The following is a 15,298-nucleotide window of genomic DNA, read 5'->3' on the forward strand; positions in this document are numbered from 1 at the left end:
GACAGGTGACGCGGTCGGAGCGCAATGTTGGCGTCACCTGTTAAGCCGGTGACGACCTCACCGCTCGGCTCGCGGAGACCCCTCTTGATCACTGACGACGACTACCTCTACTTCGTCCGCCGTGCCCTGGACGGCATGAGCGGCATCGTGGCGGGGCTCGATGACGAGCTCGCCAACGTCCGGCCGCCGTTCCCCGGCGCGAACAGCCCGTACGCCCTGCTCACCCACTGCCTCGGCGTGGTCTCGTACTGGGCCGGCACCCTGGTGGCGGGGCGCGAGGTGGCGCGGGACCGCGACGCCGAGTTCACCGCCTCCGGCCCGGTGCGCCCGTTGCTGGAGCGGGCGGCGGCGGTGCGCGCCGGCCTGGCCGAGGACGCCCGCGCCGCCGCCCCCGCCGACCCGCTGCGCGGCACTCCGCCGCCCGGCTTCCTCGGCCCCGACCGCGAGCTGACCCAGGGCGCGGCGCTGCTGCACGTGTACGAGGAGCTCGCCCAGCACCACGGCCAGATGGAGATCATCCGGGACGTCATCCTGGCCGGCGCGGAGGCCAGGGCATGACCGGCGACGCCTTCCACGCCGTGGACGTCGATCGCCTGCGCTCCGGCCATGGCGTCAAGTGGGGCTCGCTGCCTCCGGGCACCCTCGGCGCCTGGGTCGCCGACATGGACTTCGGGGTCCCGCCCGCCGTGCGGGAGAGCATCCTGCGGGTCACCGAGCGGCAGGACTTCGGCTACCCGTTCTGGCCGGACGGGGATCCGGTGACCGAGGCGTTCGAGGACCGGATGGCCACCCGCCACGGCTGGCGGCCGGAGCCGGGACGGACGCGCGTGTTCACCGATCTGATCCAGATCCTGCAAGTGATGATCGAGCACGCGACCCGGCCCGGCGACGCCGTCGCGATCCACGTGCCCACCTACCCGCCGTTCCTGGCGAGCATCCTCAGGTCCGGGCGGCGGGTCGTGCCGCTGCCGATGCGCCGGCGGGAGTCGGGCTGGGACTTCGACGGCGAGGGCCTGGCCGACCGGCTGCGCGCCCAGGGCTGCCGGATGCTGGTGCTGGTCAACCCGCACAACCCGACCGGCAGGGTGTTCACCCGCGCCGAGCTGGCACCACTGGCCGAGGTGGCCGCGGAGCTGGACCTGGTGGTCCTGGCCGACGAGATCCACGCCGACCTCGCGTTCCGGCCCGCCCGGCACATCCCGTTCGCGTCACTGAACGACGACGCCGCGGCCCGTACGATCACGACCACCTCCGCCACGAAGGCGTTCAACATCGCCGGCCTGCGCTGCGCCGTCGCGCACGTCGGCGCGGAACGCGTGCACCGGTCGCTGGCCGAGGCCCCGCTGGACTACTTCGGCACGCCGAGCACGCTGAGCCGGGTCGCCACCGTGGCGGCCTGGCGTGAGGGTGACGCCTGGCTCGCGGAGCTGATGCGCACCCTGGACCACAACCGGAGCCTCGTGGCCCGGTGGGCCGCGGCGCTGCCGTGGGACCTGCGTTATCACTCGCCGGAGGCGACCTATCTGAGCTGGTTCGACTTCACCGACACGCCGATCGGCGCGGCGGCCCCGGCCGAGCATCTGCTCCGCAAGGCGCGGGTCCTGCTCAGCGAGGGGGCGGAGTTCGCCCAGGGCACCGACGTGGACTGCGCCCCGTTCGCCCGGCTCAACTTCGCCACCAGCCCGTCCCTCCTGCGGGAGGTCCTGGCGCGCGTCGCGGACCTCTGACGTCACCCGACCTGGTGCACTGGTCAGACCAGTCGTTAAGGTGCTTCTCATGACGGCATACGAGCGGTTGTTCCGCCTGGACGGGCGGCGTGCGGTGGTCATCGGCGCCGGGAGCGGCATCGGCAGACAGGCGGCGCTCGCGCTGGCCGCGCAGGGCGCCTCGGTGGTGTGCGCGGACCGGGACCTGGCCGCCGCGCAGGACACCGCCGGGCGGTGCGGCGGCACGGCGCGGCTGCTCGACGTGCTGGACAGCGAGGCGGTCCGGGCGTGCGCCGACGAGATCGCCGCCGACGTGCTGGTGTTCACCGCCGCCACCAACGTGCGCAAGCGGCTGCTGGACTACTCGGGCGAGGAGTTCGACCGGGTCGTGCAGCTCAACCTGCGCGCCTCGTTCGACGTGCTCCGGGCTTTCGGCGCGGGCATGGTGGCGCGGGGCAGCGGCTCGATCATCGGCTTCGCGTCCATCCGCGCCTCGGTGACCGAGCCCGGCCAGAGCGTCTACTCGGCGACGAAGGCCGGGCTCGTGCAGCTGCTGCGGACCGCGGCGGCCGAGTTCGGCCCGCACGGGGTGCGGGTCAACGCGATCGCGCCGGGCGTGGTGGAGACGCCGCTGACCCAGCAGATCAAGAACAACCCCGGCTGGTACGACGCGTACGCGGCCAAGAGCGCGCTCGGCCGCTGGGCCACCGCCGAGGAGATGGCCGGGGCGGTGGTCTACCTGGCCGGTGACGCCGCGAGCTTCGTCACCGGCTCGGTGCTCTACGTGGACGGCGGCTGGACCGCCGTGGACGGCCGCTTCGACCCGCCCCGCTGAGCCGTCAGCCGATCTCCAGGGCGGGCAGCACGTCGTTGGCGAGCGTCCCGACCCCGTCGACCCGGATTTGCACCCGGTCGCCGGGCGTCAGGGTGAAGTCCTGGCCGGGCACCAGGCCGGTGCCGGTGGACAGGATGACGCCTCGGGGGTAGCGGTCCGCCCGGAAGAGGTAGCCGACCAGATCGTCGAGGCGGCGGTGCAGCTGGCCGGTGCCGGAGGTGCCCTCCCAGGCGACCTCGCCGCCACGGAAGATCGTCATCTCGATCTCCAGGGCGTACGGGTCGGGGATCTCCCAGGCGGGACGGATGCCGGGGCCGAGCGCGGTGGCGCCGGCGAACATCTTGGCCTGCGGCAGGTAGAGCGGGTTCTCGCCCTCGATGGAGCGGGAGCTGACGTCGTCGCAGACGGTGTAGCCGGCGATCTCGCCGCCGGCCGTGACCACCACGGCCAGCTCCGGCTCGGGGACGTCCCAGGTGGAGTCGGGCCGCACGCCGATGGCCTCGTCGTGCCCGCGCACCCGCCTGCCGATCGACTTGAAGAACAGCTCGGGGCGCTCGGCGTCGTAGACCCGCTGGTAGATGTCGGGCTCGGTGCTCTCCTCGACCCTGGCCTCGCGGGACTGCCGGTAGGTGACCCCGGCCGCCCACACCTCGGTGTCGGGGTCGACGGGCGCGCCGGGCGTCACCTCGTCGAACCGCTCGGCAGCGGTGTCGAGCAGCGTACGGAAGTGAGCGAGATCGGCGGAGAGCGCGTCGCCGAGGGAGAAGCCGGCGGGCAGCGCGCGGTAGCCGTCCGCGGCGCGCACTGCCCAGCGGGAGGAAGAAGAGCAACGAACGAGGTGCATGAGCGCCTTCCTGGAGAACTGCGGGGGCAGGCGCGCCCTGGTGAGGCTCGCCACTGTCCGGCAGCCTACTCAAGCCGACAGTGGCGTCCTGCGGGTGGTGGGCCCGGGGGTCAGGCCGCGTACTCGGGGTAGCCGTAGCCGGCGACCTGCGAGGTGGGCCGGACCCGCTCCTCGACCTTGCCGTTGCCGGTGTTGCCCTCGATCGTGGTGATCGTGCCGTCGCCGTTGTCCTTCTTGACCAGGCCGACGTGGTCGATGCCGCTGATGTCCTTGGCGCCGTTCCAGTCGAAGAAGACCACGGAGCCGGGCTTGGCCTCGCCGCCCCAGCGGTTGTTGTCCTTGAACCAGCCGGCGTAGGTGACGGTGTAGGCGTCCCAGCCGACCGAGGCGCGGGCGCCGGCCTTCTCGCCGACCCAGGAGACGAACATCGCGCACCACGGGGCGTTGGCGTACAGCGCGGGCTGGCCGCCGCCGTCACGGGCGAGCGTCTCGCCCGCGCGCGGGGAGGACATGTACCAGCTGTGGTACGGCGTGCCGCCGCCTGCCGCGTTCTCCTTGACGCCGATCTGGGACTCGGCGACCCGCAGCACGCTCTGCGTGCTGACCTTGCCGGCCTGGGCGGCGGGAACGGGCTTCTGCTGCGACGGGAGCTCTGCCGCCATGGCGGAGGTGCCGCCCAGGGTGGCGCCTGCGGCGACGCTCAGTCCAAGAGCGAAAGTGACGATGTTGGACCGGCTGGAGGCGCGCTTGAAGATGTTGTTTGCCATTCTGAGAGGGTGCTCCTTGCTTCCATGCCGCCTACCGGGTTAGCTGACGGGTTCGGGCGTGGAAGTGCCCTACGGATGCCTCAGGAGAGAGCAACCGATTCACCCCGGAATTACGTGGGTCCCCGGTTTCGCGATAACGCGGATTCGGCGGCCGCGTCGCACCTGTGATCGAACATTCGCACAGGTCAGACGCGGTCTCGGCGGTGTGCAGTGCATCGGTCACGCGGGTAATGAAAATCCCTGGCGTGTACCTCGGATGCCTCAAAGGTAAGTGAACGGTATGGAACGATGCAAGTGACGGACTTGACTCCCCCTCGGGATCCCCTGTGGCACAAGGGATCCCTGCCCCATTTCTTTACCTTTCCGGGCGTTTGAAGGGGGAGAAATCGGCCCTCCCGGCATGGTCCTCGGGCCGGCGAAGAGGCAGTGAGCGGGTGCGCTCAGGGCCGGATGATGGCCATCCGGGTGACGGTGAACTCCTCGATGGCGAAGCGCGGGCCCTCCCGGCCGATGCCGGAGTCCTTGACGCCGCCGTACGGCATGTTGTCCGCCCGGAAGCCCGGCGCCTCGTTCACCACCACTCCCCCGGCCTCGATGCGCTCGATCGCCGCGAACGCCGTGGCCAGGGACCGGGTGAAGACCGAGGCGTGCAGGCCGTACCGGGAGGCGTTGACCGTGGCGAAGGCGGTGTCCAGGTCGGGCACCGGCCGTACGCACACCACGGGACCGAAGATCTCCTCGTCCCAGGCGGCGGCCCCGCCGGGCACGTCGGCCAGCACGGTCGGCGCGATGGCCCGGCCGTCGCGCACGCCGCCGGTGACGAGCCTGGCCCCGGAGCCGTCGATCCAGTCCAGCACCCGGTCGGTCGCCGCCGGGTCGATGAGCGGTGCCACCCGCGTCTCCGGCGAGCGCGGATCGCCCACGACCACGTCCTTCATGCGCGCGGCCAGCAGGTCGAGGAACTCCTCGTGCGCCGCCTCCTCGACCAGCACCCGCTGCACCGAGATGCACGCCTGTCCCGAGGCGTAGTAGCCGCCGCGCACCACGGCGTCGGCGGCGGCCTCCAGGTCGGCGTCGGCGGCCACCACGAGGGCGGCGTTCGAGCCCAGCTCCAGCAGTACCTTGGTGGGGGCGGCGGCGCGGGCGATGGCGTGCCCGGCGGCGGCCGAGCCGGTGAACGACACGGCGCCGATCCGCGGGTCCTCCACCAGCGTGCGGCCGACCGCCACGTCCCCGGTGACGAGCTGCACCGCGGCGGCGGGCAGCGCGCCCGCCGAGCGCAGCAGATGCACCAGCCAGAGCGTGGCCAGCGGCGTCGCGGGAGCCGGCTTGACGATCACCGGGCAACCGGCCGCCACCGCCGGAGCGATCTTGTGCGCGGCCAGCAGCAGCGGATAGTTGAAGCCGGTGATCCCGGCCACCACGCCGATGGGCCGCCGCGTCCAGAACCCGATCAGCCCCTCCCCCGACGGCAGCAGGTCCAGCGGCACCGTCTCACCGTGCAGCCGGGCCACCTCCTCGGCGGCGGTGGCCAGGGTGACGAGCGTGCGCGCCACCTCGACCCGGCAGTCCACCAGCGGCTTGCCGGTCTCCAGCACGAGCAGCCGCTCGAACTCCGCCCGCCGCTCGGCGAGCGCGTCGTGCGCGCTCGTCAGCGCGGCGCGGCGCGCGTGCGACGGCAGCGCGGCCATCGCGGGCGCGACCGCGAGCGCCTCCTCCACGGCCCGCGCCGCCAGCGCCGCGTCCCCCACGGGCGCGCTCATCACGACCGAGCCGTCGTACGGGAAGATCACGTCACTGTACGCCGGAGCCTCGGCCCAGCCGTCCCCGACCGGAAGCCCGGCCGGCCAGGAGCCTGCGAACGTCACTGTTCCCCCTTGATCAGTCATGGCGTTCGCCGAAGGGCGCTCGGGAACGCGTCGAGATAGGCGGGCGCGTCCGCGCGCCCGGTCGCGGCCAGCACCGCGTGCGCCACGGCCCGGCTGAACGCATCGGCCCCGGCCGCGAGCAGGTCGTGCAGATACGCTCCGTCGGGCGCCGCGCCGTCTCCAGGGGCGCCGGCTGCCGGAGTGGTGACCGGGCGGGATCCGTACAGGGTCGGCTCGGGTCGCGGTGGGGGCAGCGCGCAGGTGGAGACGGCGAAGATGGTGTCGCCGTCGACCATGGTGTGCGCGGGCCGGATGGCGCGGGCGAGCCCGTCGTGCGCGACCCCGGCGAGCTTGCCGCACTGCGCCTTGGTGAGGGTCAGGTCGGTGGCGACGACGCCGATGGTGGTGTTGAGCGAGGTCACCCCGGCGGGCCGCCAGACGGCGACCTCCTCCGCCGACGGCTCACCCAGGTGGTCGAACTCGCCGGGGAGTCCGTAGCGGGTGCCGGACAGGACCCCGCTGCCCGGATCCAGGACGGACCCGGCGGCGTTGACCACCGCCAGCGCGGCCACGGTCACCCCCGAGGGCAGCACGACACTCGCGGTCCCGACACCCCCGGCAAGCCCACCCGCCACGGCCCCGGTCCCGGCCCCGACAGACCCGTTCAGTCCGCCCGAAAACCCACCGCAGGCCGCGTGGCCATCAGGGCCGTCCACTTGGAAGGACGTGGCCGCATGGACATCGGGGCCGTCCACTTGGAGGGAGGTGGCCGCGTCGTAGGCGGCGTGGCCGAAGGCGGCGTCCGGGGTGGCGCGGAAGCGGCCGCCTCTGCCGAGGTCGTAGATGACGGCGGCCGGCACGATGGGGACGACGCCGCCCTCCGCCGGGAAGCCGACGCCCCCGTCCGCGAGCCGGTCCATGACGCCGCAGGCCGCACTCAGCCCGTAGGCGCTGCCGCCCGACAGGACGATGGCGTGCACGCGCTCGATCAGGTTGCGCGGGTCCAAAAGCTCGGTCTCGCGGGTGCCGGGGGCCGCGCCCCGCACGTCCACCCCGGCCACCATGCCGCCGGGCGGCGCCAGGACGACGGTGGTGCCGGTCAGGTAGCCGTCACCGGCCCGCTGAGCATGCCCGACCCGAAGCCCGGCGACGTCCCCCAGGGAGTTGGTCGGGCCAGGCCTGACCTGAGGAAACGACGGACCACTCACCCCAGGCTCCGGGTCAGGAAGCGGCGGGCCGCTTCGGCGAAGACGCGGGTGCACTGGACGATCTCGGCCACCTCGACGTACTCGTCCGCCTGGTGGGCGATCCACTTGCCGCCGGGGCCGTACACGACGGAGGGGATGCCGCCCCAGTGGGTGAGCACGGTGCCGTCGGTGGAGCCGGGGACCCCGCCGTAGACGGGCTCGGCGCCGGTGACGTCGCGGTGCGCGGCGGCGAGCGCGGCCACCACCGGGTCGCCGACGGGGACGTCCACGGGCGGCCGGTCGACCAGGACGGACACCTCGGCGGTGATTCCGTCCCAGGCGGCCAGGGCGGCGACCCGGTCGGCGACCGCCTGATGCTCCAGGCCGGGGATGGTGCGCACGTCGATGAAGACGGAGGCGGTCGCGGGGATGACGTTGACCTGCTCCTCGGTGCCCGCGCGGACCACGGTGGGGGTCACGTACACCTCACCGAGATGCTCGTGGGCGGGGTGGCGGCTTTGCAGGTCCCGCTCCAGCGAACGCAACTCGGTCAGCAGCGCGCCGACCGCCTGGATGGGGTTGCGGCCGTGCTGCGGCATCGCGCCGTGCGCCATCTTGCCGGTGAAGTCGACCCGCAGCCGCAGCGCCCCCTTGGCGACGGCGCAGATCTCCCCGGCCTCGGGCTCGGCCACGATCGCGCCGTCCACGTCGGCGCCGAGCCCCTCGGCGACGAAGTGGTGGGCCCCCAGCATGAGACCTTCCTCGTCGGCCAGCGCGCACACCTTGATCCGCCCCGGGAACGGTCCGGCCAGTTGCAGCGCCCGAGTGGCGTACAGGGTGGCGGCCAGGCCGGACTTCATGTCGGCGCTGCCCCGGCCCCACAGCCTGCCGTCGCGGATCTCGCCGCCGAACGGGTCCACCGTCCACGTGGACAGATCCCCTTCGGTAACGACGTCGGTGTGCCCCTCGAACATCAGCGTCGGCCCGTCCCCGCCGCCGCCCTCGACGACGGCGACCACGTTCGGCCGGCCGGGGGCGGCCTCGTACACGCCGGGCTGCCAGCCCCACTCGCGCATCTTGGCGGCGACCAGGTCGGCGGCGGCCTGCTCGCTGCGCCCGCGCGCCGGGTCGTTGGTGCTCGGCACACGGACCAGCGCCTGGGTGAACTCGACGACCCCGCGGGCGTCCACCTCGATCACAGAAATCCCTCCAGCGTGGGTACGGCCCGCAGCAGCGTGCGCGTGTAGGCGTGGCGCGGCTCGGCCCAGATGTCGTCGACGGCTCCGGTCTCCACGATCTCGCCGCCGTTCATCACCGCGACCGTCTCGCAGACATGCCGTACGACGGACAGGTCGTGCGAGACGAAGACCAGGGTGAGGCCCAGCTCGTCGACCAGGTCGGCCAGCAGGTTGAGTATCTGCCCGCGTACGGACACGTCCAAGGCGCTGACCGGCTCGTCGGCGACCAGCACCTTGGGGCGGGGGGCGAGCGCGCGGGCGATGGCGATGCGCTGGCGCTGCCCGCCGGAGAACTGGTGCGGGTAGCGGTCGGCGGCGGAGGCGGGCAGCCCGACCTGGTCGAGCAGCTCGGCGACCCGCCCGCCGACGGGCTCGCCGAGGGCGACCAGCGGCTCGGCGACGAGGTCGCGCACCCGCATCCGGGGGTCGAGCGAGCTCATCGGGTCCTGGAAGACGATCTGCAGGCTCTGCCGCAGGAAGCGCAGCCGCCGCTCCGGCCTGCCGGTGATCTCCTGGCCGTCGAAGCGGATGGACCCGCTGGTGGGCTGGTCGAGCGCGCACAGCAGGCGGAGCAGCGTGGACTTGCCGGAGCCGGACTCGCCGACGATGCCGAACCGTTCGCCGGCGCGCACGGTCAGCGACACGCCCCGCAGGGCGTGCACGGCCTCGCCCGCTCTGGTGAGGGAGGTGCGCGGCCGGTGGTAGACCCGGCTGAGGTCGCTAGCCTCGATCAGCGGGGTGCCGGCATGCGTGGGCATGACCCTCTCCTGTCAGCGCGGGTTCCTGCTCGCAGGCGGGGGTGGCGTGCGGGCAGCGGTTTGTGAAGACGCAGCCGTCGGGGAACTGGCCTGCCGCCGGGACGCTGCCGGCGATGACGGGCAGCCGGGTGCCGCGCGGGGTCAGCCGGGAGGCGGCCAGCAGGCCTTCGGTGTAGCGGTGCCGGGGGTTGCCGAAGACCTCGCGGATCGGGCCGCTCTCCACCACGCGCCCGCCGTACATGACCAGGACCCGCTCGCACACCGAGGCGACCACGGCCAGGTCGTGGGTGATGAACAGCAGCGCGGGCGCCACCTCGGCGATGAGGTCGAGCATCTGCTTCTGCACGGTCACGTCGAGCGCGGTGGTGGGCTCGTCGCAGATGAGCAGGCCGGGCTCGTTGGCCAGGGCGATGGCGAGCATGACGCGCTGGCGCTGGCCGCCGGAGAGCTGGTGGGGGTAGGCGCGGGCCACCTGTTCCGGCTGCGGCAGGCGTACCCGGCCGAGCAGTTCGACGGCGCGGGCGCGAGCCTGTCCGGCGGGCCTGCCGTGCAGGGTCATGACCTCGGTGACCTGCGCGCCGACCCGCATGAGCGGGTTGAGCGCGGTCATCGGCTCCTGGAACACCATGGACACGTCCTGGCCGCGCAGCGCCTTCAGCCGCCGCTCGGGGACGCCCACCAGGTCGCGCTCGCCCAGCCGGGCGGCGCCGGCGGCGGTGACGCCCTCGGGCAGCAGGCCCATGAGCGACAGCGCGGTCAGCGACTTGCCCGAGCCGGACTCGCCGATCAGCCCGACCCGCTCGCCGGGCCCGATCTCGAACGACACGTCGCGGACCAGCTCGACCGAGCCGGCCCGGACGGTCAGTCCCTCAACGCTCAGCACGGATCCTCCTGAGTTTCGGATCCAAGTAATCACGCAGCCCGTCGCCCAGAAGGTTGAAGCCGAGCACCGCCAGCGCGATCGCCAGACCCGGCCAGAGCGCCAGGCGCGGCGTGGAGAACAGCAGCTCCTGGGACTCCTGCAGCATCCGGCCCCACGACGGGATCGGCGGGCGGGTGCCGAAGCCGAGGAACGACAGCGCCGCCTCCGCCAGGATCGCGATGGCGAACGACACCGACGCCTGCACGATCAGCACCGAGGAGATGTTCGGCAGCACGTGGCGCAGCGCCACGGCGGTGCGCCGCCGCCCGGCCGCCCGGGCGGCGAGGACGTAGTCGGTCACCATGACCTGCATCGTGGCGGCCCTGGACACGCGGGCGAAGGCGGGCACCGTGGCCACGCCGATGGCGATCATGGCGGTGAGCGTGCCGGCCCCGTAGACGGCGCCGAGCATGATGGCCAGCAGCAGCGCCGGGAAGGCGAAGACGAGGTCGTTGACCCGCATGATCAGCTCGGACAGCCAGCCGAGCCTGCCTGAGGTCATCCCGGCGATGATGCCGAGCGGCGTGCCGATGATCGCGGCGATGCCGACGGCCACCACGCCGACGTACAGGGTGGTGCGGGCGCCCACCATGAGCTGGCTGAAGGTGTCGCGGCCGAACTTGTCCGCGCCGAGCAGGTAACCGCCGCCGGGCTCGTGCAGCTTGGCGGCGGCGTCGACGAGCACGGGGTCGCGCGGCGTCCATCCGAACGACAGCAGCGCCAGCAGCACCACGAGGCCGACCAGGACGCCCCCGATGACCAGGCCCGCGTTGATCCGGCCCCTCATCGTGCCCCCCGCAGTCGCGGGTCGAGCGCGGCGTAGGCCAGGTCCACCAGGAGGTTGATCAGGAGGACGGCCACCACCAGCACCATGACGACGCACTGGACGAGCAGCAGGTCGCGGCCCGCGACGCCGTTGAGCAGCAGGTCGCCCAGGCCGGGGATGACGAAGACGCGCTCGACCACGACCGCGCCGATGAGCAGCGTGGCCAGTTGCAGGCCGAGCACGGTGATCACCGGGATGGAGGCGTTGCGCAGGCCGTGCCGCCACAGGGCGCCCATCCGGCCCCGGCCCTTGGCGCGGGCGGTGCGCAGGTAGTCCTCGCGCATCACGTCCAGCACCGCGGAGCGGACGTATCGGGTCAGTACGGCTCCTTGCACGAGGCCGAGCGACAACCAGGGCAGCAGCAGGCCGCGCAGCCACTCGACGGGGTCGTCGGCGATCGGCACGTAACCGCCGGACGGCAGCACCTGCGCCTGCACCGCGAAGACGAACACCAGCAGGATGCCCGCCAGGAAGGCCGGGACGGCGATGCCGACCTGGCTGAAGGCGCTGATGACGGCGCCGAGCGGGTTGCGGTGGTGCACGGCCGCGAACGTCCCCGCGGGCACCGCGATGATCAGCGCGATGAGCATGCCGCCGAGCACCAGCACGGCGGTGACGCCGAGGCGGTCGCCGATCTGCGGGCCGATCGGCGAGCTGGTCACGTAGGAGGTGCCGAAGTCGCCGGTGACGAGCCCGCCGAACCAGTCGAAGAACTGGGTGATCGCCGGCCGGTCGGTGCCGAACTGCTCGCGCAGCGCCGCCACCGCCTCGGGTGTCGCGTTCACGCCCAGCGCGACCTCGGCGGGGTCGCCGGGGAGCACGGCCATGAAGGCGAACACCAGCACCCCGGCGACGGCGGTGCTCAGCACGAACACCGCCAGCCGTCTCAGGAGGTAGAGGATCACTGCTGGGCGAGCCCGGTGAAGTCGAAGGACTCGGAGATGGCGTTCTTCGGCAGCCCGGTGATGCCCTTCTTCGCCACGATCAGGTTCGGGAAGCCGAACAGCCAGTCGGCGGCGGCGTCCTCGGACAGCAGCTTGGCGGCCTGCTTGAGGTCGTCGACCTGCTCCTGCTCGCTGCCCTGGTCGGCGGAGGCGAGCAGCTTGCCGTACTCCGGATTGTCGTAGCCGAAGTAGTAGGTCTTGTTGGCGAAGATGCTCATGTCGCGCGGCTCGACGTGGTTGATGATCGACAGGTCGTAGTCGCCCTTGGTGAAGACCAGGTCGAGCCAGCGGGCGGGGAACTCCAGCGGCTCGATGTCGGCGGTGATGCCCACCTGGGCGAGCTGCGACTTGACCACCTGCGCGCCGGCCACGGCGTAGGGGAGGTTGGGGATGCGCATCTTGACGGTGTACGTCTTGCCGCCGAGCAGTTCCTTGGCCTTGGCCACGTCGTAGGGGTAGTCGCCGGTGCGGTCCTCGTACCAGGGGTCGGTGGGCGGGACCATCGAGCCGATGAGCTGACCGCGCCCGGCCCAGGCGGTGTCGAGCAGCGCCTTGTGGTCGATGGCGTGCCGGACGGCCTGGCGCACCTTCTTGTCGTTGAACGGCGGGCGGGCGTTGTTCATCGACAGCACCACCTCACCGTTGGTGCTGCCCTCGATCGTCTCGAAGCGATTGGGGTCGGCGAACTGCTGCAGCGACTCGGGCGCCTGGACGCTGGAGATGACGTCGATGCCGCCGGTCAGCTGCGCGTTGTTCATCGCCGTGGCGTCCTTGAAATACTTCAGCGTCACGCCGGGGATCGCCGGTTTCGTCCCCCAGTAGGAGGGGTTGGCGTCCAGGCGGATGGAGTCGCCGCGCCGCCACTCCCCCAGTTTGTACGGGCCGGTGCCGACGGGCTGGTTGGCCAGGTCCGCGACGCCGGTGCGGCTGAACATCGCGCCGAGCCGGGTGGCCATGGTGTAGAGGAAGCCGTTGCTGGGCCGGTCGAGGGTGACGACGGCGGTGGTGTCGTCCTTCTTCTCGACGTCCTTGATCATGTCGAGCTGCGACTTGATCTTCAGCTTCCAGTCGGACTTGACCCGGTCGAGGGAGAAGACGACGTCGTCGGCGGTGAAGGGCGCGCCGTTGGTGAAGGTGACGCCCTGGCGCAGGGTGAAGGTGTAGGTCTTGCGATCCTCCGACACCTCCCACTTCTCGGCGAGCAGCGGCTGGATCTTGCCGTCCTGGTCCAGCTTGACCAGGCCCTCGTAGACGTTGACCAGCAGCGCCTGCGGGATGGCCGCGCCCTCGGTCGCGGTGAAGTCCAGGTTGGCGGGCTCGGCCACGAACCCGACGGACAGCGCCTCCGCCTTGGCGGGCTGCTCACCCGTGCTCTCCGGGTCGCTGCCGCCTCCGCCGCCGCAGGCGCTCATGCTCAGCAGGAGACCGCCCACGGCGATCCATGTCCCGACTCGCCTCATGTCTTTCAGCCTCCTGGCTAGTGCACTGGTCTGACCAGTAGGCTGCACCTTGCCAGCCCGCGAGGGCTGAGGTCAAGGGGGCTTTCATGAGTGGTCCACGGTTCGAGCCGGTGCGGACCGTACGCGCGTACGAGCGGATCGTGGAGCAGATCGAGGAGGCCGTCGAGTCCGGTTCACTCCAGCCCGGCGAGCGGCTGCCCAGCGAACGCGAGCTGATGGCGCAGTTCGCCGTGAGCCGTTCCACCGTCCGCGAGGCGCTGCGCGTGCTGCAGGCCCGCGGGCTGGTCAGGTCCCGACCCGGCGACCCGCACGGCGCCGAGGTGCTGCCCTTCTCCCCCGCCGCCTTACACAAGTCGATGACCACGCTGGCCCGGGTGGACGAGCTGTCGCTGGGCGAGCTGGTGCAGTTCCGGATGGTGCTGGACGCCTCGGCCAATCTGCTGGCCGCCCGGCTGCGCACCGACGAGGAGCTGGCGGAGATGGCCGCGGCGATCGAGCGCATGCGCGCGGCGGTCGCGGGCAGCTACGACGAGTTCAGCGCCGCCGACGTGGCCTTCCATGACGCGGTGGCGGGGGCCAGCCGCAACAAGCTCATCCAGATCTGCACCGACGTGGTCCGGTCGATCGTCCTCGACCTGATCGCCGAGAAGATCGCGGCGGCGGCCGACCGGGAGGCGCTCATGCGCCAGACGATCCGCCACCACGAGGAGGTACTGGCGGCGATCCGCGCCGGTGAGGGCCTGCTCGCGGCGCGGCTGTCCCGGCAGTCGATGTACGACTACTACGTCGGCTACGTGCCCGAGGAGGAGCGGCCGGCGCTGCGGACCCTGCTGGAGTAGCCGCCCGTCCGGCGCACATCTCCGCCTTCTGCAGGAGAAATCCCCTACCTCGCAAGTGTCGCGTCTGTACTGAATGCCTGGTGAGGGTGTTATCTTGCACCCGTGGCCGAGGAGGAGACACGGGAGGTGGCGGAGGCGTTCCTGCGCGAGCCTCGCCGCTATACCAGTCATCAGGTAGCCGAGATGGCGGGCGTGCCGGTCTACCGGGCCAGGCGGTTCTGGCGGGCGCTCGGCTTCGCCAACGTGGCCGACGACGCCGTGGAGTTCACCGAGTCCGACGTGGTGGCGCTCAAGACGCTGCTCGGCATGGTCAGCGCCGGCATCTACGACGAGGAGCACGTGCTGCAGATCGCCCGCTCCCTCGGCAGGGCCGCGACGCGGCTGGCCGAGTCGCAGGCCGAGATCGGCGCCGAGGCGCTCGACCAGGCCGGCGTGCCGCTGGCCGAACGCCCCAGGGCCTGGCGCAGGCGGGCCGAGCGGGTGGTGCCGGACCTCGCGCGGCTGCTGGTCTACTCCTGGCAGCGCCAGCTCGCCGCCGCCGCCGGCCGGCTCGCCGTCCAGGACATGAGCACCGTACGGCTGGCCGTCGGGTTCGCCGACCTGGTCGGGTTCACCCGGCTGAGCAGGCAGATCACCGAGACGGAGCTCGCCACGCTGGTCGACAGGTTCGAGGGGCGCTCCGCCGACGTGGTGACCTCCAACGGCGGCCGGGTGGTCAAGACGCTCGGCGACTCGCTCCTATTCGTGGCGGACAAGGCGCACACGGCGGCGGAGATCGGGCTGCTGCTCCTGGAGACCCACGCCCGGGACAAGGGCATGCCGGAGCTGCGGGTGGGCCTGGCCGCCGGGCCGGTCATCTGGCGGATGGGCGACGTGTTCGGCACCACGGTCAACCTCGCCAGCAGGCTCACCGCACTGGCCCGGCCCGACACGATCCTCGCCGACCCGGAGCTGGCCGAGGAGCTCGACGGCGACCGGGCGTTCGCCCTGCGCTGCGTCGACCGCCTGTCGGTACGCGGACTCGGCGAACTCGCCCCCTTCACCGTGAGCAGGGCCGGGGCCCTGAGCTGATCTGTCTCCGCCTGCCGGGCAACCCGGGGGCGG

The 15,298-nt window shown here is 72.3% G+C and carries 15 protein-coding genes and 1 riboswitch; of the genes, 5 read left to right on the plus strand and 10 right to left on the minus strand.

Annotation, left to right across the window (positions count from 1 at the left end; all coding sequences use genetic code 11):
• Positions 1–84 precede the first annotated feature (84 nt).
• From IEY87_RS15425 to IEY87_RS15435, 3 genes are read left to right on the plus strand one after another with little or no spacing between them, the layout of a single operon-like run.
• Positions 85–558 carry a mycothiol transferase gene (locus tag IEY87_RS15425; RefSeq protein ID WP_189139304.1) on the plus strand — a complete coding sequence of 158 codons (474 nt, stop codon included), beginning with the start codon at positions 85–87 and terminating at the stop codon, positions 556–558.
• Positions 555–1,727 carry a MalY/PatB family protein gene (locus tag IEY87_RS15430; protein WP_189139305.1) on the plus strand — a complete coding sequence of 391 codons (1,173 nt, stop codon included), beginning with the start codon at positions 555–557 and terminating at the stop codon, positions 1,725–1,727. Before IEY87_RS15425 ends, IEY87_RS15430 begins: the two co-directional genes overlap by 4 nt.
• Before the next feature lie 49 nt (positions 1,728–1,776).
• Positions 1,777–2,541, plus strand: coding sequence for an SDR family NAD(P)-dependent oxidoreductase (locus IEY87_RS15435; RefSeq protein WP_189139306.1), 765 nt, complete (start codon positions 1,777–1,779; stop codon positions 2,539–2,541).
• 4 nt (positions 2,542–2,545) lie between these two features.
• On the opposite strand, the gene IEY87_RS15440 is transcribed toward IEY87_RS15435, so the two are convergent.
• The 10 genes from IEY87_RS15440 to IEY87_RS15485 form a co-directional block, all read right to left on the minus strand.
• On the minus strand, positions 2,546–3,439 hold the full coding sequence (locus IEY87_RS15440) for a fumarylacetoacetate hydrolase family protein (protein ID WP_225277303.1): 894 nt from the start codon (positions 3,437–3,439) through the stop codon (positions 2,546–2,548).
• Between the two features lie 56 nt (positions 3,440–3,495).
• Positions 3,496–4,152, minus strand: a complete 657-nt coding sequence (locus IEY87_RS15445) for a CHAP domain-containing protein (protein ID WP_189139307.1) — start codon at positions 4,150–4,152, stop codon at positions 3,496–3,498.
• Between the two features lie 13 nt (positions 4,153–4,165).
• Positions 4,166–4,312: riboswitch (cyclic di-AMP (ydaO/yuaA leader) on the minus strand.
• Between the two features lie 280 nt (positions 4,313–4,592).
• Complete coding sequence (locus IEY87_RS15450) at positions 4,593–6,020, minus strand: aldehyde dehydrogenase family protein (protein ID WP_225277302.1); 1,428 nt, start codon at positions 6,018–6,020, stop codon at positions 4,593–4,595.
• Between the two features lie 17 nt (positions 6,021–6,037).
• A complete protein-coding gene (locus IEY87_RS15455) occupies positions 6,038–7,228 on the minus strand; it encodes a P1 family peptidase (RefSeq protein ID WP_189139309.1) in 1,191 nt (396 codons plus the stop codon).
• Positions 7,225–8,406, minus strand: a complete 1,182-nt coding sequence (locus tag IEY87_RS15460) for a M20 family metallopeptidase (protein ID WP_225277301.1) — start codon at positions 8,404–8,406, stop codon at positions 7,225–7,227. The genes IEY87_RS15455 and IEY87_RS15460 overlap by 4 nt, the downstream gene beginning before the upstream one ends.
• The gene (locus IEY87_RS15465; RefSeq protein WP_189139310.1) at positions 8,403–9,203 is read right to left on the minus strand and encodes an ATP-binding cassette domain-containing protein; all 801 of its coding nucleotides are present in this window, start codon (positions 9,201–9,203) and stop codon (positions 8,403–8,405) included. The genes IEY87_RS15460 and IEY87_RS15465 overlap by 4 nt, the downstream gene beginning before the upstream one ends.
• On the minus strand, positions 9,166–10,086 hold the full coding sequence (locus IEY87_RS15470) for an ABC transporter ATP-binding protein (protein ID WP_189139311.1): 921 nt from the start codon (positions 10,084–10,086) through the stop codon (positions 9,166–9,168). The genes IEY87_RS15465 and IEY87_RS15470 overlap by 38 nt, the downstream gene beginning before the upstream one ends.
• Positions 10,073–10,912, minus strand: coding sequence for an ABC transporter permease (locus IEY87_RS15475; protein ID WP_189139312.1), 840 nt, complete (start codon positions 10,910–10,912; stop codon positions 10,073–10,075). The genes IEY87_RS15470 and IEY87_RS15475 overlap by 14 nt, the downstream gene beginning before the upstream one ends.
• A complete protein-coding gene (locus IEY87_RS15480; RefSeq protein ID WP_189139313.1) occupies positions 10,909–11,856 on the minus strand; it encodes an ABC transporter permease in 948 nt (315 codons plus the stop codon). Before IEY87_RS15480 ends, IEY87_RS15475 begins: the two co-directional genes overlap by 4 nt.
• Positions 11,853–13,355, minus strand: a complete 1,503-nt coding sequence (locus IEY87_RS15485) for an ABC transporter substrate-binding protein (RefSeq protein ID WP_189139314.1) — start codon at positions 13,353–13,355, stop codon at positions 11,853–11,855. Before IEY87_RS15485 ends, IEY87_RS15480 begins: the two co-directional genes overlap by 4 nt.
• A gap of 86 nt (positions 13,356–13,441) precedes the next feature.
• Here IEY87_RS15485 and IEY87_RS15490 point away from each other — a divergent pair, with 86 nt between their 5' ends.
• Positions 13,442–14,194, plus strand: coding sequence for a FadR/GntR family transcriptional regulator (locus IEY87_RS15490; protein ID WP_189139315.1), 753 nt, complete (start codon positions 13,442–13,444; stop codon positions 14,192–14,194).
• Between the two features lie 102 nt (positions 14,195–14,296).
• The gene (locus IEY87_RS15495) at positions 14,297–15,265 is read left to right on the plus strand and encodes an adenylate/guanylate cyclase domain-containing protein (protein WP_189139316.1); all 969 of its coding nucleotides are present in this window, start codon (positions 14,297–14,299) and stop codon (positions 15,263–15,265) included.
• Positions 15,266–15,298 lie beyond the last annotated feature (33 nt).

The sequence above is a fragment of the Nonomuraea glycinis genome (assembly GCF_014646515.1).
In the GTDB taxonomy this organism is placed as follows: Bacteria; Actinomycetota; Actinomycetes; order Streptosporangiales; family Streptosporangiaceae; genus Nonomuraea; species Nonomuraea glycinis.

Bases quoted from the DNA above. Each gene is read 5' to 3' on its own strand.
- IEY87_RS15430 (WP_189139305.1), top strand. From the start codon at position 555: ATGACCGGCGACGCCTTCCACGCCGTGGACGTCGATCGCCTGCGCTCC.
- IEY87_RS15435 (WP_189139306.1), top strand. From the start codon at position 1,777: ATGACGGCATACGAGCGGTTGTTCCGCCTGGACGGGCGGCGTGCGGTG.
- IEY87_RS15445 (WP_189139307.1), bottom strand. From the start codon at position 4,152: ATGGCAAACAACATCTTCAAGCGCGCCTCCAGCCGGTCCAACATCGTC.
- IEY87_RS15465 (WP_189139310.1), bottom strand. From the start codon at position 9,203: ATGCCCACGCATGCCGGCACCCCGCTGATCGAGGCTAGCGACCTCAGC.
- IEY87_RS15475 (WP_189139312.1), bottom strand. From the start codon at position 10,912: ATGAGGGGCCGGATCAACGCGGGCCTGGTCATCGGGGGCGTCCTGGTC.
- IEY87_RS15485 (WP_189139314.1), bottom strand. From the start codon at position 13,355: ATGAGGCGAGTCGGGACATGGATCGCCGTGGGCGGTCTCCTGCTGAGC.
- IEY87_RS15490 (WP_189139315.1), top strand. From the start codon at position 13,442: ATGAGTGGTCCACGGTTCGAGCCGGTGCGGACCGTACGCGCGTACGAG.